Below are 24,404 nucleotides of genomic sequence, written 5' to 3'. Positions count from 1 at the left end.
TAGCCTGTCTAGCTATCAAATGGACAAACTCTCCCGCCGATGAGGCCAGGTGCGGAAGAGGTCAGTCGACGATCAGGCCCTTGCCCAAACCGCGCGTCAGGCGGACAGGCTTGATTTCGCCGAATCCGCGGACGTTTTCCGGCGGCTGGGGAACCATGACGAACCGTTCGTCATGTTCGAGGGCAGATGCGGTCATGGAGTCCACCAGCACAGTACCGGGATCGGCGAGGGTGGTGAGCCGCGCTGCGAGGTTGACGGTGGGGCCGTAGATGTCGCCCAGCCGGGACAGGATCCTGCCCCACACCATGGCTACCCGGGCTTCGGGCAGGATCTCGTCCTCCGTGAAGGCCTGGGCCAAGGCGAGGGAGATCTCGGCGCCGGCCGCCGGGGTCTCGGCGATGTAGAGGACTTCATCGCCCACGGTCTTGACCAGGCGGCCACCGCCAACGGAAATTATCTCGGCGCATTTATTCTCGAACCGCTGCACCAGGCGGGCCAGGGTCTTCTCGTTCATCCGGCGCGAGAGGCTGGTGTAGGACACCAGGTCGGCGAAGCCCACGGCCCGCGCCAGCGGCAACGGCGCATCGTCCTCGTCGCCTTCGCGGCCTTCTTCGCTGGCCTGCAGTCCGGCTTCGGCCCGGACGGCCAGCCGCTGGATGCCGGCATTGAGCTGGCGCCGCCACGAATAGACCAGCACTTCCTCGAGGGCATCAACCAGGGCCGGGAGCTCGTTGACCAGCCGCTTGCGGGCGACCGCATCGGTGACACCCTGCTCGTGGACGAGGTCCTCCACCAGGGCTTCGATCTGCCACACCACCATGCGGTCCGTCATCTGGCCGATGGCGCGGGTGACGGAAATGGCAGCTTCCTCGGTCAGCTTTCCGCCGCGGACCAGGTCAACCACGGTTGACAGTGCCGCCTGGTCGCGTTCGGTGAAGGCAACGTCCTCGTCGCCGAAGTTCGGGAACCCGAGGGCGCGCCAGAGTTTGCGCGCGGACAGCAGGGACAGGCCTGCGCCTGCGGCCACCTCACGACGGCGGAGCTTGCGTTCGCCACCGAGCAGCCGCGTCTCGAGGGCTTTCATGGCCAGGCGCTCTGCGGACATCGCTCCGGTAGGAGGGTGCGGGTCAGTGGCGGGGGACGGCGCGACGGGATCCACGAGCTCCTGCTGGGCCTCATCGTTCATTCCATCCACCTTCTCTCATTTCCATCGGCACTGCTCCGGCAAGGTAATCCCCTGCTTCTCCGGGCGGGAGGCGCTCATCGGGCAGTTCCCCGATGGCGTCGAGGATGAAATCCCGGAATTTGGCGGCCTCCGGCACGTCCCGAAAGGTCGTTACGCCCTCATGCCCGGTTTCCAAGGATATATTCCCGGACCGCAGGAGGCGTTGAAGCACGCCCACATGGACTGTGAGGTTGCGGACTGAGAGGAGGTTGACCTGCTGTTCGCGCCTCCTGAAGGTGCCGGACCTGGCCACCATCCGCCGGCTGGTCAGGGTATAGCGTGTGGCGTGCCAGCGCATCAGCCGCGGCAGGCAGTAGCCCAGCCACACCCACGCAGCAGCCAGGGCGCAGGCCGCCACCAGCCAGGGGGTCCAGCGGGCGTCCAGTGCCGGAACCAGGCGCCGTGCCTCCCCCCGCACGATCCAGGCGGACGCGAACGCCGCCACCGCGGGGGCCAAGATGAAAGCGGCGGCTGGCCCGGCCAGCTTCCTGGGTTGCGGCCGGGTGGTGACGATGACCTGTTCGCCGGGAACAAGGTCCTTACGCATAACCGCCTTCGCCGGCGTCTTCCGGTGCGCTCCAGGGCCGCAGGTGCACCACGTCCCCTGCGGTCACCACATGTTCGCGGGAATCCTTGTCCACCACCAGCAGCGAGCCGTATTCGTCCAGGCGGGACGCGTGGCCAATGATCTCGTGGTCGCCCGGCAGCTGGGCCCGTACCTGCCGCCCCAACGTGACCATGACGGCTTCGACGCGCTTATGCAGGGACGGGCCGCCTGCCATGCCTGCCGTGGGGTCGCCGTCGGCGTTGCAGAAACTCCGGTAGAGCACGGCAAAGTGGGACAGGTAGCTCTTCAGCAGCTGGGTCCGGTCCGTGGTCCGCGCTCCCTCGAGGAACACCGAGGTGGCGGTGGGGACCGGCAGTTCGTCCTCGTGGAGGGTGACGTTCAGGCCGGTGCCCAGCACCACCGGCGGGACGGAGCCGTCCGCCATGGGGCCCATCTGGGCCAGGATACCGGCAATCTTCCGGCCGCGGACCAGGACGTCGTTGGGCCATTTGAGCTCGGCCGGTATGCCCGCCGTTTCAAGCAGGGTTTCGCGGAGCGCAAGGGCCGCGATCAGCGAGAGCCATGAATAACTTTGCGTGGGAAGGGGACGGCCCTCGGCGTTCACGGGCCGCAGCACAACGGAGACTGAGACCGAGCTCAGCGGCGGCGCTTCCCAGTGCCGTTCCAGGCGCCCCCGGGCGGCGGTCTGGTACTCGGCCGTCAGCACGGAAAGGTCCGGCCAGGACGCGGGTTCCACGGTGACCGCGCGGAGAAGGTCTGCGTTGGTGGAGCCGGTGGAGTCCACAACGTCCAGCCGGGAGATGCCGGCGGCGGACAGGAAGCGCTGATCGCCAAGCTCCGACCTGTCCAACGGGATACCGGGGATATGCGCTTCAGCCATAGCTAAATCCTACCGAGCCGGGGAATGCCGCCGCACCGGCCTCCTGCCCTTGCGGCTACAGGAAGATGTCGGGAGCCAGCCGGTCCTCCGGGGCCCCAAGGCTGTAGGGGCGGAAATCGGAAACCCCTGCTGCCGCCAACACCTGTTCGTCCGTGTAGAAATTGCCGGTGGCCTGCCCGCCCGGGGGAAGGTTGCTGCCGGTCAGGATGGCATGGGCAGCGTCGGCCATGATCTGTGGTCCGCGCGCTGCCTGGACGATTGCCTCGCCCTGCGGCATGTTCCGGATCGCCGCGGTGTCGATCAGCGTGCAGGGCCACAGCGAGTTGACACTGATTCTGTCATCCTTCAACTCCTCGGCCAGGCCCAGCGTGGTCAGGCTCATCCCGTACTTGGCCATGGTGTAGGCCAGGTGCCGGCCGGCCCAGCGCGGATCAAGGTTCAGGGGCGGCGACAGCGTGAGGATATGCGCATTGCCGGACGCACGCAGCGCCGGCAGCGCGAGCTTGGAGAGCAGGAAGGTCCCGCGGACGTTGATGTCCTGCATGAGGTCGTACTTTTTCATGTCCACGGCATCGGTGGTGGACAGGTCAATGGCGGAGGCATTGTTGACCACGACGTCGATGCCGCCGAACCGGTCCACGGCCTCGGCCACGGCACGGGCCACGTCCTGGTCGTTGCGGACGTCCCCCACCAGCGGCAGCGCACCGCCGCCGGCCTCGATCAGCTCCTGCGCGGCAGTGAACACCGTGCCGGCGAGTTTGGGGTGGGGTTCGCCGGTTTTGGCCATCAGGACGATGTTGGCGCCGTCCGCCGCCGCCCGTTGTGCGATGGCAAGGCCGATGCCGCGGCTGCCCCCGGACATCAGGATGGTCCTCCCACGAAGCGAACCGGACGCCCGGTAGGGGCTGGCGGCCGCGGTCAAAGCGTCGTTGCTCGAAGTCATGGAAACACTGTAACCCAGATAAGTTACCGGCGAGTAACATAGTGGTCCGGGTGAGGGCACGGCAGAAAATTGTAGGTTCCCTACAGTCGCGGGCACTCAAACCGTCATTAGACTTGCCAGCAGGGTTCGTTCTTTGTGTGGAAGCTACTTAAGCGCCTCCAGAGCACGGCCCGTCAAAGACTCAGCGACACCGAACCAATCTGCAACAGAGCCGGAGATACTTGATGAGCCACGATCTGACAACGACAGCGGGAAAGATTGCCGATTTCCGCGACCGCCAGGCACGTGCCGAACAGCCCTCCGGCCCCGAGGCCGTCGAAAAGCAGCATGCGCGCGGCAAGAACACCGCACGCGAGCGCATTGCCCTGCTGCTGGATGAGGACTCCTTCGTCGAGTTCGACGCCCTTGCCGTGCACCGTTCCACAGCTTTCGGCATGGAAAAGAAGAAGCCCCTCGGCGATGGCCTGGTCTCCGGCTACGGCACCGTGGACGGCCGTCCGGTTGCGGTCTACAGCCAGGACTTCAGCGTGTACGGCGGGTCGCTGAGCCAGGTCAACGGCGAGAAAATCGTCAAGGTGCAGGAATTCGCCCTGCGCAACGGCTGCCCGGTGGTCGGCATCCTTGACGGCGGCGGCGCCCGCATCCAGGAAGGCGTCGCCTCGCTGGCCATGTTCGCGGATATCTTCCGCAACAACGTTCACGCTTCCGGCGTCGTGCCCCAGATCTCCCTCATCATGGGCCCCTCCGCCGGCGGCGCCGCCTACTCCCCCGCCCTCACCGACTACGTGGTGATGGTGGACAAGACGTCCCACATGTTCATCACGGGCCCCGACGTCATCAAGACCGTCACGGGAGAGGATGTGGACATGGAAACGCTCGGTGGAGCACGCCAGCACAACGCCACCACCGGCACGTCCACTTACCTCGCCTCGGATGAAGGGGACGCGATCGAGTTCGTCCGCGAACTCCTCGATTTCCTGCCCTCCAACAACTTGTCCGAAGCCCCGGTGCTGGAGCACGCCCAGGAAAACGCGGTCAACGACGACGACGCCGCACTCGACACGCTGATCCCCGACTCTGCGAACCAGCCCTACGACATGCGCGCCGTCGTTGAGCAGATCGTCGACGACGGCCACTTCCTGGAGATGCAGGCCCTCTACGCCCCGAACGTGATGATCGGCTACGGCCGGGTGGAAGGCCACACCGTAGGAATCGTGGCGAACCAGCCGCTGCAGTTCGCGGGAACCCTGGACATTGCCGCCTCCGAGAAAGCCGCCCGCTTCGTCCGGAACTGCGACGCCTTCAACATCCCCATCATCACCCTGGTGGACGTGCCGGGCTTCCTCCCGGGCAAGGACCAGGAGTTCCAGGGCATCATCCGCCGCGGCGCCAAGCTGCTGTACGCGTACGCCGAAGCCACGGTACCCAAGCTGACCGTCATCACCCGCAAAGCCTACGGCGGCGCTTACATCGTCATGGGCTCCAAGAAGCTCGGGGCGGACCTCAACCTGGCATGGCCCACCGCGCAGATCGGCGTGATGGGGGCCCAGGGCGCCGTGAACATCCTTTACCGCCGGGACCTCGCGGCCGTGGCCGAGGACGGCGGCGACGTCGAAGCCCGCCGCGCCGAGGTCATCCGGCAGTACGAGGAAGAACTCCTGAACCCCTACCAGGCAGCCGAACTCGGCTACGTTGACGCCGTCATCGCGCCGTCCGACACCCGGCTGCAAATTGTCCGGGGCCTGCGCGCACTCCGCGACAAGCGAGCCAGCCTCCCGGCCAAGAAGCACGGAAACATCCCGCTGTGAGCGCCACCGGAACGCCGGACCCGGCCGAAGCCCCCGCGGCTCCCCTGCTCTCGGTTGTCAAGGGGCAGCCGAACGCCGAGGAACTCGCTGCGCTCACCGCCGTCGTACTTTCCCTCGGCGGCCCCGAAGCGGCCAAACCCGCTGCGCCAACCGCACGGCACTGGGCGCGCCGGCAACGGCTGGGCCTTGCACCAACGCCCGGTCCGGGCGCCTGGAAGCGCAGCAAAGGCTGACGGTCCGACGGCGGGGGCGCGCACCGGCGCGTTCCTCGCCCGGTGCGCGCGGCCGGGCTAGTCTCGGAAGGTGACTACCGACACCTCGCCCTCCGCACGACCGCATACCCGCATCGACGCCGTCGCGGACGCCTATACCGATACCCTCGTCCGCCTGAATCCGTCGCTGGCAACCACCCTGGGACTGCCCGGCCGCGAAACCGAGTACCAGGATTTCTCGCCCGCAGGCATCGCCGAATTCGCAGAGGTCGCCCGCAAAGCCCTGGCCGACCTTGAGGGCCTGGAGCCTGAAGACGACGTGGACGCCGTCACCCTGGACGCCATGCGCGAGCGGTTGGGCCTGCAGCTGCTGATCCACGCCTCCGGGTGGGAGTATGCGGACCTGAACAACATTGCCTCGCCCGCGCAGGACATCCGCGCGATCTTCGACCTCATGCCCACCGCTACGGAACAGGACTGGGAGCACATCGCCGGGCGGGCGCAGAACGTACCCGCCGCCGTCGAAGGCTACATCGAGTCCCTGCGCCTGGCGCGCGACGCAGGCCGGGTGGCCGCGGCCCGCCAGGTAAACATCGTGATCGAACAGGCCACGAAGTACGCCGCCCCGGACGGATTCTTCGCCAAGCTCGCAGCCGGCGCCGCCACGGAATCCGGCCCGCTGGGCACCGCCCTGCAGGAGAAGCTCGACGCCGGTGCTGCCGCCGCCCGCCGCGCCTACACCGGGCTTGCCGATTTCCTCCGCACCGACCTGCTCCCCGCCGCCCCGGAGAAGGATGCAGTGGGTAAAGCCCGCTATGCGCTCGCATCACGGTCCTTCCTCGGCGCCACCGTGGACCTGGAGGAAACCTACGCCTGGGGCGTGCAGGAACTCGACCGCCTGATCGCCGAACAGGAGGTGGTGGCCGGCACCATCAAGGCCGGCGCCTCCATCGCAGAGGCCAAAGAGATCCTGAACAATGATCCCGCCCGGCAGATCAAGGGCACCGACGCCCTCAAGGCCTGGATGCAGGAACTCTCCGACAAAGCCGTCGCGGAACTGGCCGGCGTCCACTTCGACATCCCCGACGTCATGAAGAAACTGGAATGCCTCATCGCCCCCACCGACGAAGGCGGCATCTACTACACCGGCCCCTCGGACGACTTCACCCGCCCCGGACGCATGTGGTGGTCCGTCCCTGCCGGCGAAGACACCTTCACCACCTGGGCCGAGACCACCACCGTCTACCACGAAGGTGTCCCGGGCCACCACCTCCAGGTGGCCACCGCAACCTACCGGCGCGAACTGCTCAACAAATGGCGGCGCAACATCTGCTGGACCTCCGGCCACGGCGAAGGCTGGGCCCTCTACGCCGAGAAACTCATGCAGGAACTGGGCTACCTCGACGACGCCGGAGACCACATGGGCATGCTGGACATGCAACGGATGCGCGCCGCCCGCGTGGTCTTCGACATCGGCGTCCACCTGGAACTGGAGGTGCCCGCACGCTGGGGCACCGGCACCTGGACCCCGGACAAGGGATACCACTTCCTCAAGGCCAACCTGCCCATCAGCGAGGGACAGCTCAACTTTGAGTTCACCCGCTACCTGGGCTGGCCCGGCCAGGCCCCCTCCTACAAAGTGGGGCAGCGCCTCTGGGAACAGATCCGCGCAGAGCTTGAATCACGGCCAGGATTCGACCTCAAGGAGTTCCACACCAAGGCCCTGAACATCGGCTCTGTTGGACTCGATACGCTGCGCCGCGCGTTGCTTTCATAGCCCCATGCGTGGCCGGGGTGCCCCGGCATGGCCGCCTTCCTCGGCGCGCTGCTCCTTCGTCGCTCTGACGCGCGCTGCCGGAAGCCAGCCACGTCGGGGCGTGCGCAGGCCACTTTCGCGAGATGTTAAGCACACCGCCGGTGGGAATAAGTAATAAAACCCGCTGTCCGCCTTGGTTTTCCGCGGGTTTCTATTTCTTCCGGCGACTGGGGTTGCGTAATATTTCTCAATGTTGTTTCGACGTGATAAGGGCTTCGGTCCTAGCGTATTCGGGTGAGCACTCAGACAAGCACCCCTTCCCCCGCAGGGAAGACGGGCCTCCAGCTTCCCAAGTGGGCTGGATCGTTCGGCTTCCAAATCATCGCCGCCCTCATCGTGGGCCTTGGACTCGGCCTGCTGGCCAAGTACACCGGCAGCACCAAGACCAACCCCAACGGCCTTGGCGCAACACTGCAGACCATCGGCTCGAGCTACGTGTCGCTGCTGCAGACCGCCGTCGTGCCCCTCATCTTCACGGCCGTGGTGAGCTCCATCTCCAACCTTCGCCAGGTGTCCAACGCCGCCCGGCTGGCCTGGAACACCCTGCTGTGGTTCGCCATCACGTCCCTGATTGCCGTGCTGATCGGCATCGGCCTGGGCGTGCTCCTGCAGCCCGGCGCCAACACCGGCATCACCGGCAAGGGGGAGGCCCCCAGCAAGGTCGGCGACTGGTGGGCCTTCCTGATCGGACTCTTCCCCAAGAACTTCCTCGGCCTCGGTGCCAGCTCCACCGTCGCCGAATCCGGCGCCGTCACCACCTCCGTCAGCTTCAACGTGCTGCAGATCCTGGTCATCGCCATCGCCGTCGGCGTCGCCGCCCTCAAGGTGGGCAAGGCTGCCGAGCCCTTCCTGAACCTCAACGCTTCTGCCCTCGCCGTGATCCAGAAGGTCCTCTGGTGGATCATCCGCATCGCGCCGCTGGGTACCATCGGCCTGATCGGCAACGCGGTCGCCGTCTACGGCTGGGACACCATCGGTTCCCTGGGCAAGTTCACTGTTGCCATCTACGCGGGCCTGGCCCTGGTGCTGTTCGTTGTGTACCCCATCCTGGTCCGCACCCACGGCCTGTCCGTCAAGCAGTACTTCTCCGGCGTCTGGCCGGCCGTCCAGCTGGCCTTTGTTTCCCGCTCCTCCGTGGGAACCCTGCCGCTCACCCAGCGCGTCACCGAGCGCAGCCTGGGCGTCCCCCGCGGCTACGCCTCCTTCGCCGTCCCGCTGGGCGCCACCACCAAGATGGACGGCTGCGCCGCCATCTACCCGGCCATCTCCGCCATCTTCGTGGCCCAGTTCTTCGGCATCCAGCTCGACTTCAGCCAGTACCTGCTGATCGCCCTGGTCTCCGTCCTGGGATCCGCCGCGACGGCCGGCACCACCGGCGCCGTGGTGATGCTGACGCTGACGCTCTCCACGCTGGGACTGCCGCTGGCCGGCGTCGGCCTCCTTCTCGCCATCGACCCGATCCTGGACATGGGCCGTACCGCCGTCAACGTGGCAGGCCAGGCCCTGGTCCCCACCATCGTGGCCAAGCGCCAGGGCATCCTGGACGAAGCGCTGTACAACGCGCCTCGTAACGGCACCCCCTTCGTTGACGACGACACCGCCGGCGACGGTGCCGCTACGGACGGTACTGCCGCAGACACCGCGCCCCGCGAGCTGCAGGACGCCAAGGCATAACCAACACCGGTGCCGCAAGGCGCCTCGTACGTGCAATCACAGGAAGTCCCCGGGAATTCTCCCGGGGACTTCCTGTTGTCCCGGGCTGTCATCCCGGGACGCAACCCCGACCTGCCGGGGCAGCTGGGCGGCAGTGGCGGGGTCAGTGTCCGCCGCCGCCGATCACCCCGTTCTGGACCGCCTTGGTGACGGCGTCCGCTTCGGCCTGGGTCAGCTTTCCGTCGGTAACCGCCTGGTCGAGACGGGTCTTGAGCGCTGCCGCCCGATCTGCCTGTGCCGCGGTACGGAGCTCGTCGAGCGCCGCCGTTACCTTGGCCTCGTCAATGCCGAGTGATGCTGCCAGGGACTTGGCAAGTGCAGCTTCGCGGGCGGCCATGTCAGGCTTCTCGCCTTCTGCCGGCGGTCCGCTGGGCTTGTTGGCCTCCCGGAAAGCCTTCAGCGCGTCAGTGACCTTTGCCTCGTCCACACCCAGCTTCTGCGCCAGCGCTGATGCCTGCACGCCGCCGCGTTCACCTCCGCGTCCGCCGTGGCGGCCCATGCCGTCATGGCCCGTGCCGGAGCCCGTGCCGGCATCGGCAGAGGCACTGGCGCTCGGTGAGGGGGTTGGCGTCGTCGTGGCAGAGGCAACTCCCGCCACTCCTATGCCGGCACCCACGGCAAGCGCCGCTGCCGACAGGCCGAGCGCCATCTTCTTCCTGCGTGACATTCTCTTCTCCTGCTCCGCCGTCGCCAGACGGCTGCTGTGGCTGGACCCTTTCCGGGTCTTACCAAAGCTTCCCTGCGCAGGTTCGGTAGAGGCTGTTGGGAGCCTTTCATTCTCCTATGAATTTAACTTGCCCACTGTGCAAACTTGCACGTAGTGTAAGAGCGTGAATTCTCCCTCGTCCCCGCCTGGCGCGCCCGCGGTTCCCTCACGCCGCGAACTGAACAAGGCCGCAACCCGGCAGGCCATCACGGACGCTGCGCTGGCACTGCTGCGGTCCAAGGGGCCAGGCGGTTTCACGGCCGAAGACATCGCCGAGGCTGCCGGCATCTCCCGGCGAACCTTCTTCAACTACTTCAACAGCACCGACGCGGCGCTTGCCTCGGTCACCCACGGCTTCCTGGATATCGTCATCCGGCAGCTGCAGCTGCGGCCCGCTGAGGAACCGCTGCTGGAGGCGGCACAGGCTGCCCTTATGGCCCTGGCGGACCCCATGACGGTGGAGCCGCTGGCCGAGCTGTTCGCCCTGACGCAGCACAGCCAGCTGATGGCCCACACCGAACTCGAGGCCTGGGACCACTGCCGCGCCCAGGTCTTCACCGTGGCAAGGGACCGGGTGGCGGCCACGCCGGACGGTTCGGACGATCTGTATGTCCACGCCCTGGCCGGCTCCGTCATCTCGTGCGGCAAGGCCGCCATGGAGGTCTGGTTCAGCCGCCGTGGGCCCGACCTGTCGCCCGCCTCCCTCGCCGAACTCCGGCAACTCCTTATCAACGCCATGGCCCTCCTGGGCTCCGGCTTCACCCCGCCGGCAGGCGCCGGCACGTCCACCGCGCCGGTGCCTCCGGCACGCTCGTCAGCCCCTTCAGCCGCCCACTCCTCCTGACCAGATCGGTTTCCCACATGGCACTGCTGCTCTACCGCCTTGGCAAGTTCTCCTACCGCCGGCGCTGGCTGGTCGTTTCGTTATGGCTCGTGGCGCTGGTTGCCGTCGGCGGCTCCGCCGCGGCATTCCACGGCACCCTGTCCAACAATTTCCAGATCCCCGGAACGGAAACGCAGCGGATCGCAGACAAGCTGAAGGAAGACCTTCCGTCAGCGTCCGGCGGAACCGCAACGATCGTTTTCGAAGCACCCGACGGCGGCTTCACCGACTCCGGACGGGCGGCGGTCACTGACGCCCTGAAGAAGCTCGAAACGCTGCCGGACGTCCGCGGCACCGTGGACCCGTTCGCCACGCAGGCCCAGGTGGACCAGGCCGGGCAGGCCATCACCGACGGCGAGCGGCAGCTGGCCGCCGGGCAGGCCCAGCTGGACGCCTCCAAGGCACAGCTGGAAGCCGGCAAGGCACAGCTGGAGGCAGCAGAGCAGCAGATGGTGGCTGCCGGTGCACCGGCAGCGGCCATCGAGGCTCAACTGGGCCAGCAGAAGGCCGCAGCAGCCGAAGGCCAGGCAAAATACGACGCCGGAGCGAAGGAACTTGAGGCCAGCAAGGCCAAGCTGGAACTGGGCAAACGGCAGGCTGAGGCATCCTCTGCCATCCGCTTCGTCTCGGAAGACGGCAAGGCTGCGGTAGCCCAGGTGCAGTTCAATGGCTCCATCAACGGCCTGAGCCCCGAGGTGCGGCAGCAGGTCCAGGACATCGCCCACGAAACCTCGGCCGCCGGCATCACAGCCCTGGCCAGCAAGGAAATCACCGAGGACATCTCCGAGCTGTTCGGCATCGCGGAAATCATCGGCATCGCCGTCGCGGCCCTGGTGCTGATCATCATGCTAGGCACCCTGGTGGCGGCCGGCCTCCCGCTCCTGATGGCTGTCATGGGCGTCGGCGTGGGCGTCGGCATCACCTTCGCGTTGTCCGGCCTCTTCGACATGAGCTCCATCTCCCCCATGCTGGCGCTCATGCTGGGCCTCGCCGTCGGCATCGACTACTCGCTGTTCATCGTCAACCGGCACCGCACCCAGCTCCTGGCCGGCATGGATCCTGAAGAATCCGTGGCCCGCGCCACGGGAACGTCCGGCAACGCCGTGGTGTTCGCCGGCCTGACCGTCATTATCGCCCTCGCCGCCCTGGTGGTCCCCGGCCTGCCGTTCCTGGCCGTGATGGGCCTGGCAGCCGCCGGCACTGTGGCCGTAGCGGTCCTCGTCGCCATCACCCTCACCCCGGCCATGCTGTCCCTCATCGGCCGCCGCATCATCTCCAAGCGGGCCTGGGCCAAGGCCAACGCCCACAATGCCGAGCCCGGCCACGAAGCGGCGGACGACGCCAAGGACCGCGAACGCAGCACCCACGGCTGGGGCGGACTGGTCACCCGGCACCCCGTGCTCGCCATGGTGGCCGGCGTCATCCTGCTCGGCACGCTGGCCCTCCCGGCCACGCAGCTGCAGCTCGCCCTTCCCGACGGCGGCTCCGAACCGGTGGACTCCGAGGCCTACCAGGCTTACGACGTCACCGCCCGCAGCTTCGGCGAAGGCGTCACCGGCCCCATCGTTGCCGTGGGCGAGTTCCCCGCCGGCCTGGACGAGGCCGCGTCCACCACCCTGCAGTACGACATCGCGGACAAGCTCCGGGCAGTGGACAACGTTGTGGCAGCCGTTCCGGTGGCCATCAGCGAAGACCGCCGCACCGCCGTCTTCCAGGTCATCCCCGAGGAAGGACCGGCCAGCGCCAGCACGGTCAAGGTCGTCTCGGAACTCCGCGGCCTAAACGGCGAAATCAAGGCCGACTACGACGTAGCCATGGGCCTGACCGGCCAGACCGCCGGCAATATCGACGTCTCCACCAAACTCGGTGACGCGCTGCCGCCCTACCTGGCCATCGTCGTCGGGCTGTCCCTGATCCTGCTGCTACTGGTGTTCCGCTCCATCGTGGTGCCGCTCCTGGCCACCGGCGGCTTCCTGCTCTCGCTCGCTGCCGCGTTCGGCGCCGTGGTTGCGGTCTACCAGTGGGGCTGGCTGGGCACCGTGTTCGACGTCGCCAACCCCGGCGCGGTCCTGAGCTTCCTGCCCATCATCCTGATCGGCGTGCTGTTCGGCCTGGCCATGGACTACCAGGTGTTTATCGCGTCCGGCATGCGCGAGGCGTACATGCACGGATCCACCGCAAAGGAAGCCGTGCGGGTGGGTTTCCGGCACGCCGCCGCCGTAGTGACCGCCGCCGCCATCATCATGGTCAGCGTGTTCGCCGGCTTCATCTTCAGCCACCTCACCATGGTCCGGCCATTGGGCTTCGCGATGGCCTTCGGCGTGCTGCTGGATGCGTTCGTGGTCCGGATGACCATTGTTCCCGCCGTGATGTACCTGCTGGGCGAGAAGTCGTGGTGGCTGCCGCGCTGGCTGGACCGCATCCTGCCGGACGTGGACGTGGAAGGTGCCAAACTCAGCCGGCCGGAGAACACCAAGGCGTCCGCAGAGCTGGTCCACTAGGCTGTTTCCGTGGTCCGCCTGATACTTGCCTCCCAGTCCCCCGCCCGCACCAAACTCCTGGCCGAAGCCGGTATCCGGCACACCGTCCTGGTCTCCGACGTGGACGAGCACGCCGTGCAGGCGCGCTACGGCGTGACCGACCCGCACGACACCGCGCTCCTGCTGGCCCGGGCCAAGGCCGAGGCCGTGGCGGCACTGCCGGACTCCGAGGGCGCACTGGTGCTGGGCTGCGATTCGGTGTTCGAGTTCGACGGCGAGGCGCATGGCAAGCCCTACACGGCCGACGTCGCGCGGGAGCGGATGCTCAGGATGAGCGGCAGTTCCGGGGTACTGCACACGGGGCACTGGCTGGTGGATTGCCGGGATACGGACACGGACGACGACGGCGGTGACGGTGCCGGATCCGGCGCCACCCTCGGCGCGGTTGCCTCAGCGGAGGTCGCCTTCCTGGAGATGGACGCGGAGGAAATCGACGCGTACATCGCCACCGGCGAACCGTTGCACTGCGCCGGGTCTTTCACTATTGACGGCCTGGGCGGGGCCTTCATCCGGAAGGTCGACGGCGACCCGCACGCCGTCGTCGGCCTGTCCGTGTCCACCCTCCGGGGGCTGCTGGCCGCCGCAAACGTGCGCATCACCGATCTCTGGCCGCCGCGTTGAAAGACGGCCAATTACGCCGGACTTGTAGCTTCCCTACAAAGCATTGCCGGTTTACACGCGGATTCCGCAAGTAATATCGGCGGAACCTCCAAAACCGCGCTAGGCTCCCTGAAGGAAAGAAGGAGACGCCTTGTCAGCAAATATGGAGCAGTCCGCCGGTACCACGCAGCAGAGCCTCACCAAGGTGCTGATCGCCAACCGCGGTGAAATCGCGGTGCGCATCATCCGCGCCGCCCGCGATGAGGGCATCGCCTCTGTGGCGATCTACGCCGACCCTGACCGCGACGCCCTGCACGTCCGCCTTGCTGACGAAGCCTATGCTTTGGGCGGCAACACCGCCGCCGAGTCGTACCTGGTGATGGACAAGATCCTCGATGCCGCGCGGCAGTCCGGTGCGGATGCCATCCACCCCGGCTACGGCTTCTTGGCCGAAAATGCCGAGTTCGCGGCCCGCGTGATCGAAGCCGGCATCACCTGGATCGGCCCGTCCCCCGAAGCGATTTCCGCCCTGGGCGACAAGGTCCAGGCCCGCCACATCGCCGAAAAGGTGGGTGCACCCCAGGTCCCCGGCACCGCCGACCCCGTGCAGTCCGCCGAGGAGATCCTCGAGTTCGTTGACAAGTTTGGCCTGCCCGTGGCCATCAAGGCTGCCTTCGGCGGCGGTGGGCGCGGCATCAAGGTGGCCCGCACCCGCGAAGAAATCCCGGAACTGTTCGAGTCCGCCGTCCGTGAAGCCACCGCAGCCTTCGGCCGCGGCGAATGCTTCATCGAGCGCTTCCTGGACGCACCGCGGCACGTTGAAACACAGTGCCTCGCCGACGCCCACGGCAACGTCGTGGTGGTCTCCACCCGCGACTGCTCGCTGCAGCGCCGCAACCAGAAGCTCGTCGAAGAAGCACCGGCGCCGTTCCTCACCCCCGAGCAGAACCAGCGCCTGTACGAATCCTCCAAGGCCATCCTGAAGGAAGCCGGCTACCTCGGTGCCGGTACCTGTGAATTCCTGGTGGGCCAGGACGGCACCATTTCCTTCCTGGAGGTCAACACCCGCCTGCAGGTGGAGCACTGCGTCTCCGAGGAAGTCACCGGCATCGACCTGGTCCGCGAACAGTTCCGCCTGGCCCGCGGCGAGGAGCTGGGCTACGGGGACCCCGAGGTCCGTGGCCACTCCATCGAGTTCCGCATTACCGGTGAAGATCCGGGCCGGAACTTCATGCCCGCCCCGGGCACCATTGCCACGCTGAAGAACCCGACCGGCCCCGGCATCCGGATTGATTCCGGCGTGGAGCAGGGCGATGTCATCAGCGGCAACTTCGACTCCATGCTGTCCAAGCTGGTGGTCACCGGAGCTACCCGCGCCCAGGCCCTGCAGCGCTCACGCCGCGCCCTGGAGGAGATGGTGGTGGAAGGCATTCCCACCGTCATCCCGTTTGACCTCGCTGTGGTCAGCAACCCCGATTTCGCGCCGGCGGAGGGGCCCTTCAAGGTCCACACGCGCTGGATCGAAACAGAGTTCACCAACGACCTGCCGGCCTGGAACCCGCACGGCGCTGCCGAAACCGAGGACGCCGAAGAACGCCAGCGCGTGGTGGTCGAGGTAGGCGGCAAGCGCCTCGAAGTGGTGCTCCCGGCCTCCCTGGGTTCGCTGGGCGCCGGTTCCGCTCCTGCGGCGAAGTCCGGAAAGTCCAAGAAGCGCGCGCGGTCCGGCGGCCCGGCTGCCGCAACCGGCAACGCGCTGGCCTCCCCCATGCAGGGCACCATCGTGAAGGTGGCCGTGGCTGAGGGCGACGTTGTAGCCGAGGGCGACCTGGTAGTGGTCCTGGAGGCCATGAAGATGGAACAGCCCCTTACGGCGCACCGTGCCGGAACCATCACCGGCCTGAAAGCCGTTGCGGGCGAGACAGTGTCCGCCGGCGCCGTGATCGCCACGATCGAAGACTGACAGGCCGGAGGCACCCATGCTGGCACCCAGTTTCCAGGAAGAAGTGGCGCGCTACCACGAGGCGGTTCCGGAGATCACCCGGGGCAACACCGGTCCCATCAAGGACCTCTACTCCCGGCTCGAGGACGTGACGCTGGCCAACCCCTTCGGCGGCATCGCCAAAGGCTGGGCACAGGTTGAAGCCCGGCTCGACCAGGCCGCCCGGCAGTTCCAGGACGGCGAGATGCTCGGCTTTGACACCATCACGTCCTACACGGCGCGCGACACCGCCTACCTGGTGGAAACCGAGCACTTCCGTGCCCGGCTGGACGGTGCTGCGGCCACCGAGGAGTTTGCCCTTCGGGTGACCAGCATCTTCCGGCGCGAGGAAGGCTACTGGAAGCTGGTGCACCGGCATGCCGATCCGGCTGCGCGGCCCCAGTCCCGCCGGTCGCTGGCCCAGGCCGCTGCCGGCTGACCAGCCTGTGGCGGGAGCCCGGAAGCCTTATAGCCCTACCAGACCGGGCAGGCTATGGGTCCGGCAGTTTCACAATCCCCGGCAGCCCGGAGCCCTCCGCTCCGGGCTGCTGGCGTATTTCGGGCAATTGCAGGCACACTTAGCAGGTGTTGCCTTTCCTGCTCCTGGCCTCCCGGGCCGAGGACGCCGCCGCCGATGACGAGTACGCTGCGTACCTGAGGTACGGCGGCCTGGAGGAGCGGGAGCTGCGGCGGATCCGGCTTGAAGCGGCTCCCCTGCCGGATCTGGACCTCTCCGGGTACTCTGGCGTGATTGTGGGTGGCAGTCCGTTCACCTCCAGCGACCCGCCACAGGACAAGAGCCAGGTCCAGCACAGGGTGGAACAGGAACTGTCAGGCCTGCTGGACCAGCTGGTGGCCCGCGATTTCCCGTTCCTGGGGGCCTGTTACGGCGTGGGGACGCTGGGCAGGCACCAAGGTGCAGTGATCGACCGGACCTACGGCGAGCCCCTCGCCGCCGTGGAAATCGGCCTCACCGAGGACGGCCTGCAGGACCCGCTGCTTGAGGGAATGCCACAGTCCTTCACCGCTTTTGCGGGCCACAAGGAAGCCTGCAGTTCGCTGCCCGCCCATGCGGAACGCCTGGCGGGATCCGCAGCCTGCCCCGTGCAGATGTTCCGGGTCCGGTCAAACCTCTACGCCACCCAGTTCCACCCCGAACTCGATGCGGAAGGCCTGGTGACGCGCATCGACATTTACCGCAACGCCGGCTACTTCCCCCCGGAGTCCGCCGAGGACCTGATGGCCGACGCCCGGAAGTTCACCGTGACCGAGCCGATGAAGATCCTGCGGAACTTCGTGGCGCGTTACGCCGCCTGAACCCACGCGCCTGGCCAGTGCGCCTGAACCATCCCGCCCGAACCGGCCATCCGCCGTCGTGCGTTCCTGCCCGGTTACCTGTGCCCGGAACGACGACGGCCCGGCGCCCGCCCCCTGTACTGCAGGGCGTACGCCGGGCCGTCCAGCCACCAACCGGGCTGGAGCGCACAGGCTGGCGGGTCAGGCTACGTTGTTCTCGTAGTCGAGGTCGCGGGTTTCCTTGCTGACGAAGAGCGCGATGAGGGTCAGCACGGCCATGGACGTCAGGTAGACCCCCACCAGTACCGGGCTGCCGTCGGCCAGCTCCCACAGCGCCACGGCGATGAACGGCGCAACGGCGGCACCCAGGATGCTGGAGAAGTTGTAGCTGATGGCCGATCCCGTGTAGCGGACGTTCGTGGGGAACAGCTCCGGCAGGAGCGCGCCCATCGGTCCGAAGGTCAGGCCCATGAGCGAGAAGCCCAGGATCAGCAGGGCCATGGTGCCCACGAAGCCGCCACTGAACAGCGGAACGAAGAGCAGGCCGAAGGCGAAGATCCCGGCGGTGACGCCGATCAGCATCTTCCGGCGGCCGTACTTCTCTGCGAGCGGACCCGAAACCAGGGTGAAGATGCCGAAGAACACGACGCCGGCGATCAGCATCCAGAGGAAGTCGTTGCGGGTGTAGCCCAGGCCCGGAACAAACGCTGCGGCTGCGGCTTCGGTCATCGGCTTGCCGGCCTTTTCAGCGGCCGCCTTGGCGGCGTCGAGGCTCGATGCCCGGGTGCCGTAGGTCAGGGTGAACGTGGTCATCAGGTAGAAGAGCACGTAGGTGGCGAGCATGATGAAGGTGCCCAGGATCAGCTGGCGCCAGCTGGTCTTGAAGACACGGCCCAGGGGCAGCTTGGCGACCTCGTTGGACTCGATCACCTTGGTGAACGCCGGGGTTTCGATGAGCTTCAGCCGCACGTAGAGGCCGATGATCACCATGACGGCGCTGAGCAGGAACGGAACACGCCAGCCCCAGGCCTGGAAGGCAGCGGGTGACAGCGTGTAGCTGGCCACCAGGAAGATGACATTGGCGATGATGAAGCCGATGGGAGCGCCGAGCTGCGGGAACGTGCCGTAGATGGCGCGCTTGTTGGCCGGTGCGTTCTCGGTGGCCAGCAGGGCCGCCCCACTCCATTCGCCACCCAGGGCCAGGCCCTGGGCGAAACGCATGACTACCAGCAGGGCCGGTGCCCAGAACTCCCAGCCCGGTACCAGCGCAGTGGGCAGGCAGCCGATGAGGAAGGTTGCGATGCCCATGGTCAGCAGCGAGGCCACCAGGGTGCCCTTGCGGCCGAACTTGTCACCGAAGTGCCCGAAGACGATGGACCCCAGCGGGCGGGCGATGAAGGCCACGCCAAAGACCGCGAAGGAGCTCAGGAGCTGGGTGGTTTCGTTGGCGTTGGGGAAGAACAGCTGCGGGAAGACGAGCACCGCCGCAGTTGCGTAGACATAGAAGTCGTAGAACTCGACCGTGGTGCCGATGAGGCTGGCGACGATCACACGGCCGCGGGAGTTCACCGGCTGGGGTGAACCGGGCACCGTGGAGGTGTCGGTGGAAGACATGTGTAAACGCTTTCGTGAGAAACCGGCCGGATACAGCGGGCTGCCCCGGCGCGAAATAGTTAGAGTTCAATATTAGTTCCGCTGGTCCAGTCAATGGACGAAAGGTCCACTATTTGGACCTGTGCTGTGCGTCTCACTTTTTGGGCACCTTCGCATCCTAACGGCGTCCGGCTGGCACAGATAGGCAAATGTCACAGCCCGTTAACATCCGGCGTCGGTCCGCGAAACGCGCCGTCCCTACCTTTGAGGAACAACATCCCCCAAAGGAGGTAACCCGTGACTGTTGACCGCACCGCAGATGCCGGCACCGGCAATTCCGTTGATCTTGACGACGCCTCGTCCCCGGAATCAGCCGCAGCATCCGCCAGCGCACAGCCCGGCACTACCCGCACCGCAACCGCCCCAGCCCTTGAATTCCGCCCCGGCCGCTGGATCGCCAACTGGGACGCCGAGAACAAGGAACAGTGGGATACCGCCGGCCGCTCCATCGCCCGCCGCAACCTGAACTGGTCCATCTTCGCCGAGTTCCTCGGCTTCGTCGTCTGGCAGCTGTGGTCCATCGTGGTGGTCCAGCTCCCCGCAGCAGGCTTCACCTTCACCACGTCAGAGATCTTCTGGCTGATCTCGATGCCCAGCCTGGTGGGCGCCACCCTGCGCATTCCGTACACCTTCATGGTTCCCCGCTTCGGCGGCCGGAACTGGACCATCGTCTCCGCGCTGCTGCTCCTGATCCCCTCGATCGGCCTCGCCCTGTGCGTCTCCAACCCGGAGACACCGTTCGGCGTGATGCTCTTGGTGGCCGCGCTGGCCGGTTTCGGCGGCGGCAACTTCGCCAGTTCCATGGCCAACATCACCTTCTTCTACCCGGCACGCGAAAAGGGCTGGGCCCTGGGCCTGAACGCCGCCGGCGGAAACCTCGGTGCCGCCGTCGCGCAGCTCGCCGTTCCGATTGTCATCACCCTCCTGGCCGCCGGTACTGTCAACCTGCCCATGGCCGGCCTGATGTGGGTCCCGTTCATCCTGCTGGCCGCCTTCGGCGCGTACAAGTACATGAACAACCTCACCAGCGCCAAGGGCGACGTCGCCGGATCCGTTGCAGCACTGAAGGAACCGCACCTGTGGATCATGGCGTTCCTGTACATCGGCACCTTTGGCTCATTCATCGGCTTCGCCGGCGTATTCCCCAAGCTGATCAAGGACTACTTCCCCGAGTTTTCCACCATCGGGGTGGGAACCGTAGCGCTCTCCCTCGCCTTCCTGGGCCCCCTGGTGGGCTCGCTCGCCCGGCCCTACGGCGGACGCATGGCTGACCGCATGGGTGGCGCCCGGATGACTGTGTCCGCGTTCGCTTCCATGGCTGTGATCACCCTGACCATGATCTGGACGCTGCCGCTGAAGAACTTCTGGCTCTTCCTGGTCCTGTTCCTGATGCTCTTCACCGCCAGCGGCTTCGGCAACGGCGCAACCTACCGGATGATCCCGGTCATCTTCGCCACCAACAGCCGGGCAGCGCGCAGCGGAGCCAGCTCCGTGGCTACCCAGCGGCTGGCTTCCTCCGCCCTCGGCCTGATCTCCGCGATCGGCGCCTACGGCGGGTTCCTCATCCCTCAGGTGCTGAACGCGTCCAACACCGCCAGCGGCTCCTACACCCCGGCCTTCTACGGCTTCGTCGGGGCGTACGCCCTGATGCTGGTGGTCTGCTGGGCCTGCTACATCCGCAACGCCAACCGAAACGCGATGGGACACGTCTAACCATGACCACAAGCGCCGACACGCACTGCCCTTACTGCGCCCTGCAGTGCGCCATGACGCTCACGTCCCCCACAGGACCGGCCCCGGCTGCACAGCCGGGGCCGGTCCCCGTGGACCTCACCACGGCACCCGCTGCACCACTGGAGGTCCAGGGGCGCGACTTCCCCACCAACCGTGGCGGCCTGTGCCGCAAGGGCTGGACCTCCGCGAACCTCCTCAACCACCCCGGACGCATCACCGAGCCCCTGCTCAAGGGCCCGGATGGTGTACACCGGCCCATCTCCTGGGACCGGGCCCTGGACCTCGCAGCTGCAGCGGTGAAGGACGCCCGCGCCCGCTTCGGTAAAGACGCCGTTGGCGTCTTTGGCGGCGGCGGCCTCACCAACGAAAAGGCGTACCAGCTTGGCAAGTTCGCCAGGCTGGCCCTGGGCACCTCGCGGATCGACTACAACGGCCGCTTCTGCATGTCCTCCGCGGCGGCCGCCGGTATGCGCGCCTTCGGAGTGGACCGGGGCCTGCCCTTCCCGCTCGAAGCGCTGGACAACGCCAGCACCATCCTCATGCTGGGCTCCAACGTGGCCGAAACCATGCCACCCTTCGTCCAGCACCTCAAAGGCGCCCGCGACGCCGGCGGCCTGGTAGTGGTGGATCCGCGCCGTTCCGCCACGGCAGATTTCACGGCCGACGGCGGGGGCCTCCACCTCCAGCCCCTTCCGGGCACGGACCTCACCCTGCTGCTGGGCCTCTCCCACGTGGTCATCCACGAAAACCTGCTGGATACCGCCTACGTCCGCGAGCGCACCTCGGGCTACAGCGCCGTAGCCCGCAGCGTCGCCTCCTTCTGGCCCGAACGGGTCCAGTCCCTCACCGGCGTACCGGCCGACCTCATCCGGGAAACGGCCCGCAGGCTTGCCGCCGGGGCCGGCAAGGGCGGCAGCTACATCCTCACCGGCCGCGGCGTGGAGCAGCATGTGGACGGCACCGACACCGCCACAGCGGCCATCAACCTCAGCCTCCTGCTCGGCCTCCCCGGTTCGGCCCGCAGCGGCTACGGCACCCTCACCGGGCAGGGCAACGGCCAGGGCGGCCGCGAACACGGCCAGAAGGCCGACCAGCTCCCCGGCTACCGCAAGATCACCGACCCCGCCGCCCGCGCCCACGTGGCCGGCGTCTGGGGCGTTCCCGAGGAACTCATCCCCGGCCCGGGCCTTCCGGCAGTCCAGCTGCTGAAGTCGTTGGGGAAGGACGACGGCGTCCGTTGCCTTTTCGTCCACGCCTCCAACATTGCAGTCGCCTCGCCGGACGCCAACGCCGTGATCGAGGGCATCCGCCGCCTGGACTTCCTCATGGTCTGCGACTTCTTCATGTCCGAGACGGCAGCCATGGCAGACCTGGTCCTCCCCGTGCTCCAGTGGGCGGAGGAGGAAGGCACCCTGACCAACCTCGAAGGCCGGGTCCTCCGCCGCCGCCGGGCCCTCGCACCGCCTGCAGGAGCCCGCAGCGAGCTGTGGATCATGGCCCGGCTTGCCGAACGGCTCGAAGCACCGTCCACCTACAGCGAGGACCCCGAAACAGTCTTCGAGGAACTGCGGCTGGCATCTGCCGGCGGCCTGGCCGACTACTCCGGCATCGACTACGCCATGCTGGACCGCGGGGAAGCCGCCTACTGGCCCTACCCCGCCGGCAGCACCGGAACCCCCAGGCTCTTCCAGGAGCGCTTCGCCCACGCCGACGGCAAAGCCGTGATGACCCCGGTGCTGCCGCGCCGCCGTCGTACGCCTGCTGGAAACCCCCTGGCGGAAAGTGGGAATGCGGCTGGAGCCAAGCCCTTCACCCTCATCACCGGCCGCCTCCTGGAGCACTACCAGTCCGGCGCCCAGACGCGGCGGGTCGCTGCGCTCCTGGCTGCGCAGCCAGAAGCCAGGATGCAGATCCACCCCGCCGCGGCAGCAGCGATGGGCGTCACCGATGGATCCTTCGTGTCGGTGGCCAATGAACGCGGCGAGGTGGTGTGCCGGGCAGAACTCAGCACCGCCATCCGCAGCGAAACGGTCTTCCTGCCGTTCCACTTCCCCGAACTGGAAAGCGCCAACCGCCTCACGGAGGCGGTCACCGACCCCATCTCCGGAATGCCCGAGTTCAAATTCAACAACGTGTGGGTCCGGCCGGTTGCCGCGCCCGTATCCAGCAAAGTGCTTCAGACGATGGAGGCCTCATGAGCGAGCAGATTGTCATTGTGGGATTCGGGCCCGTGGCGGCCCGGCTGGTTGACGAGCTGCTGCCCGCCGTACGCGCAGGCCAGGTAGCACTGACCGTGGTGGGTGAAGAGACCGAAGCTGCCTACAACCGCGTCCTCGTGGCCGACCTCGGGGTTGGCCGCACCACCGCCGATGCCCTGGCCCTCTCGGACGCCGGCGCCCTCGCCGCAGACGGTGTGGACGTCCGGCTGGGCACCCGCGTCCGGCGCGTGGACCGCGCCCGCCAACAGGTCCTGCTCTCGGACGGCACCCCCGTCCACTACGACCGGCTGGTGTTCGCCACCGGTTCCCGGCCCGTCATCCCCAACCTCACCGGCATCAACCCGGACCCCGCCTCACCGGTCCTGCCCGCCGGCGTCACCGCGCTCCGGGACCTCCGCGACGCCGGCGTCCTGCGGCAGGCTGTGGACGGCGGAAAGCGTGTGGTGGTCCTCGGCGGCGGCGTCCTGGGCCTGGAAACGGCGCTTGCGGCAGCCGAGGAAGGCGCCACCGTCACCGTGGTGCACAACGGACCGCACCCGCTGGGCCGCACCATCGACCAGGGCGGCGGCGCGGTCCTGGCGGCAGGCCTGCGGCGCTGCGGCGTGCGGATGGCCGGCAACGCGCGTTCCACCGGAGTGGAACACAACGCGCCCGACGGCGGTTTCTCGGCGTTGCTGCTCGATGACGGTTCCGCCATCGACGGCGACCTCCTGGTCATCTCGTGCGGCGTGCGTCCCCGCACCGAGCTGGCAGAGGGGTGCGGCCTCTCCACGGCCGCGGGCATCCTGGTGGACCACCGGCTGCGGGCCCACCACGAACCGCACATCTTCGCGATCGGCGACTGCGCCGAGGTGCGGTGCCCGGACCCCGGCTGCGCCGCATGCCGCACCGCCCCGGGCCCGTCAGGTTTGGTGGGCCCTGGCTGGCGCCAGGCCGAGTGGCTGGCCGAATACCTGACGCTGCTGGCAGCGGGCCTGTTCGAGGATGCCGATCTCCTGCCGGAGCTGCCGGCCGAGCAGCCCGGCATCATCGTCCTCAAGGCGCGCGGCCTGAACATGGCCGTTGCCGGGGACAACGGCGCCGACCCCTGGGACGAGGAAGCGCTCACCGCCGGTGCGGTCAACGGCCGGCCGCGCCTGCAGATCGCCCAGTGGGCGGACCCTGAGCACGGCCGCTACGTCAAGATGACCACCCGCGGCGGCGTGCTGGAGGGACTCGTGGCCGTGGGCATGCCCCGCACGGCGGCCGAACTGGTAGGGCTCTTCGAACGGAACGCCGAACTGCCGGCGGACCGGTCACTGCTGCTCCGGCTGGACGGACCGGACCAGCTGCCGGGCAGCGGCTCCGCGGATCCTGCCGGAACCGTGTGCCGCTGCGCCGGGGTCAGCGGGGCGGTTATCCAGGGCGCCGTGGAGGAAGGCTGCGCCACGGTGGCCGAGGTGTCCGGGGCAACCCGCGCCGGGACAGGCTGCGGCGGCTGCCACGAGGACATCAAGGGGATCATCGAAAAACACTTCTCCCCAGCCGTTCCCTAACCTCGCAAGCTCGGTCAGGGAACCCCGCGGCCGTGGCTCCAGGCAATAGCCGCCGCCTGAACGCGCCGTCGTTGAGGCCGGTGGTTGAGCCTGTC

19 protein-coding genes are annotated in these 24,404 nt (G+C 67.5%); 13 read left to right on the top strand and 6 right to left on the bottom strand.

The window, feature by feature from the left end:
- Positions 1 to 61: 61 nt before the first annotated feature.
- Genes UC32_RS09180 through UC32_RS09165 form a run of 4 tightly spaced genes read right to left on the bottom strand, consistent with a single transcriptional unit; the run spans position 62 to position 3,616 of the window.
- Positions 62 to 1,186 (bottom strand): adenylate/guanylate cyclase domain-containing protein, encoded by a 1,125-nt coding sequence (locus UC32_RS09180; protein ID WP_045730924.1) that lies wholly within the window; start codon positions 1,184 to 1,186, stop codon positions 62 to 64.
- On the bottom strand, positions 1,176 to 1,772 hold the full coding sequence (locus UC32_RS09175; protein ID WP_045730923.1) for a PH domain-containing protein: 597 nt from the start codon (positions 1,770 to 1,772) through the stop codon (positions 1,176 to 1,178). The genes UC32_RS09180 and UC32_RS09175 overlap by 11 nt, the downstream gene beginning before the upstream one ends.
- Entirely contained in the window at positions 1,765 to 2,673 is a 909-nt protein-coding gene (locus UC32_RS09170) for a biotin--[acetyl-CoA-carboxylase] ligase (protein ID WP_045730922.1), read from the bottom strand. The genes UC32_RS09175 and UC32_RS09170 overlap by 8 nt, the downstream gene beginning before the upstream one ends.
- 55 nt (positions 2,674 to 2,728) lie before the next feature.
- Positions 2,729 to 3,616 carry an SDR family oxidoreductase gene (locus UC32_RS09165; protein WP_045730921.1) on the bottom strand — a complete coding sequence of 296 codons (888 nt, stop codon included), beginning with the start codon at positions 3,614 to 3,616 and terminating at the stop codon, positions 2,729 to 2,731.
- Between the two features lie 224 nt (positions 3,617 to 3,840).
- Here UC32_RS09165 and UC32_RS09160 point away from each other — a divergent pair, with 224 nt between their 5' ends.
- The 4 genes from UC32_RS09160 to UC32_RS09145 all read left to right on the top strand — a co-directional run bounded on the left by UC32_RS09160 (position 3,841) and on the right by UC32_RS09145 (position 9,126).
- Complete coding sequence (locus UC32_RS09160; RefSeq protein WP_045730920.1) at positions 3,841 to 5,424, top strand: acyl-CoA carboxylase subunit beta; 1,584 nt, start codon at positions 3,841 to 3,843, stop codon at positions 5,422 to 5,424.
- A complete protein-coding gene (locus UC32_RS09155) occupies positions 5,421 to 5,657 on the top strand; it encodes an acyl-CoA carboxylase subunit epsilon (protein ID WP_045730919.1) in 237 nt (78 codons plus the stop codon). Before UC32_RS09160 ends, UC32_RS09155 begins: the two co-directional genes overlap by 4 nt.
- Positions 5,658 to 5,727: 70 nt before the next feature.
- A complete protein-coding gene (locus UC32_RS09150) occupies positions 5,728 to 7,413 on the top strand; it encodes a DUF885 domain-containing protein (protein WP_045730918.1) in 1,686 nt (561 codons plus the stop codon).
- Between the two features lie 273 nt (positions 7,414 to 7,686).
- A complete protein-coding gene (locus tag UC32_RS09145) occupies positions 7,687 to 9,126 on the top strand; it encodes a dicarboxylate/amino acid:cation symporter (RefSeq protein ID WP_045730917.1) in 1,440 nt (479 codons plus the stop codon).
- A gap of 142 nt (positions 9,127 to 9,268) precedes the next feature.
- Here the strand turns inward: UC32_RS09145 and UC32_RS09140 are convergent, their stop codons facing one another.
- Positions 9,269 to 9,832, bottom strand: coding sequence for a hypothetical protein (locus tag UC32_RS09140; protein WP_045730916.1), 564 nt, complete (start codon positions 9,830 to 9,832; stop codon positions 9,269 to 9,271).
- 163 nt (positions 9,833 to 9,995) lie between these two features.
- Between UC32_RS09140 and UC32_RS09135 the strand changes: the two genes are divergently transcribed.
- The 6 genes from UC32_RS09135 to UC32_RS09110 all read left to right on the top strand — a co-directional run bounded on the left by UC32_RS09135 (position 9,996) and on the right by UC32_RS09110 (position 17,189).
- Positions 9,996 to 10,715 (top strand): TetR/AcrR family transcriptional regulator, encoded by a 720-nt coding sequence (locus UC32_RS09135; RefSeq protein WP_045730915.1) that lies wholly within the window; start codon positions 9,996 to 9,998, stop codon positions 10,713 to 10,715.
- Between the two features lie 17 nt (positions 10,716 to 10,732).
- A complete protein-coding gene (locus UC32_RS09130; protein ID WP_045730914.1) occupies positions 10,733 to 13,255 on the top strand; it encodes an MMPL family transporter in 2,523 nt (840 codons plus the stop codon).
- Positions 13,256 to 13,264: 9 nt separating this feature from the next.
- Positions 13,265 to 13,915, top strand: a complete 651-nt coding sequence (locus UC32_RS09125; protein WP_045730913.1) for a Maf family protein — start codon at positions 13,265 to 13,267, stop codon at positions 13,913 to 13,915.
- Positions 13,916 to 14,057: 142 nt separating this feature from the next.
- Entirely contained in the window at positions 14,058 to 15,854 is a 1,797-nt protein-coding gene (locus UC32_RS09120) for an acetyl/propionyl/methylcrotonyl-CoA carboxylase subunit alpha (protein WP_152642592.1), read from the top strand.
- A 16-nt stretch (positions 15,855 to 15,870) separates the two neighbouring features.
- Positions 15,871 to 16,311, top strand: coding sequence for a YybH family protein (locus UC32_RS09115; RefSeq protein ID WP_045730911.1), 441 nt, complete (start codon positions 15,871 to 15,873; stop codon positions 16,309 to 16,311).
- A gap of 146 nt (positions 16,312 to 16,457) precedes the next feature.
- A complete protein-coding gene (locus tag UC32_RS09110) occupies positions 16,458 to 17,189 on the top strand; it encodes a glutamine amidotransferase (protein ID WP_045730910.1) in 732 nt (243 codons plus the stop codon).
- 180 nt (positions 17,190 to 17,369) lie between these two features.
- Here UC32_RS09110 and UC32_RS09105 read toward each other — a convergent pair whose 3' ends face one another.
- Complete coding sequence (locus UC32_RS09105; RefSeq protein WP_045730909.1) at positions 17,370 to 18,782, bottom strand: MFS transporter; 1,413 nt, start codon at positions 18,780 to 18,782, stop codon at positions 17,370 to 17,372.
- A gap of 276 nt (positions 18,783 to 19,058) precedes the next feature.
- Here UC32_RS09105 and UC32_RS09100 point away from each other — a divergent pair, with 276 nt between their 5' ends.
- Genes UC32_RS09100 through UC32_RS09090 form a run of 3 tightly spaced genes read left to right on the top strand, consistent with a single transcriptional unit; the run spans position 19,059 to position 24,309 of the window.
- The gene (locus UC32_RS09100) at positions 19,059 to 20,534 is read left to right on the top strand and encodes an MFS transporter (protein ID WP_045730908.1); all 1,476 of its coding nucleotides are present in this window, start codon (positions 19,059 to 19,061) and stop codon (positions 20,532 to 20,534) included.
- Positions 20,535 to 20,536: 2 nt separating this feature from the next.
- Positions 20,537 to 22,753, top strand: a complete 2,217-nt coding sequence (locus UC32_RS09095; RefSeq protein WP_045730907.1) for a molybdopterin oxidoreductase family protein — start codon at positions 20,537 to 20,539, stop codon at positions 22,751 to 22,753.
- Positions 22,750 to 24,309 (top strand): FAD-dependent oxidoreductase, encoded by a 1,560-nt coding sequence (locus UC32_RS09090; protein WP_045730906.1) that lies wholly within the window; start codon positions 22,750 to 22,752, stop codon positions 24,307 to 24,309. The genes UC32_RS09095 and UC32_RS09090 overlap by 4 nt, the downstream gene beginning before the upstream one ends.
- Positions 24,310 to 24,404: the final 95 nt, after the last annotated feature.

It is taken from the genome of Pseudarthrobacter chlorophenolicus, assembly GCF_000962805.1.
In the GTDB taxonomy this organism is placed as follows: Bacteria; Actinomycetota; Actinomycetes; order Actinomycetales; family Micrococcaceae; genus Arthrobacter; species Arthrobacter chlorophenolicus_A.
Note: the sequence above shows the minus strand (reverse complement) of the source record. Positions and strands in the feature narration are given on the sequence as shown.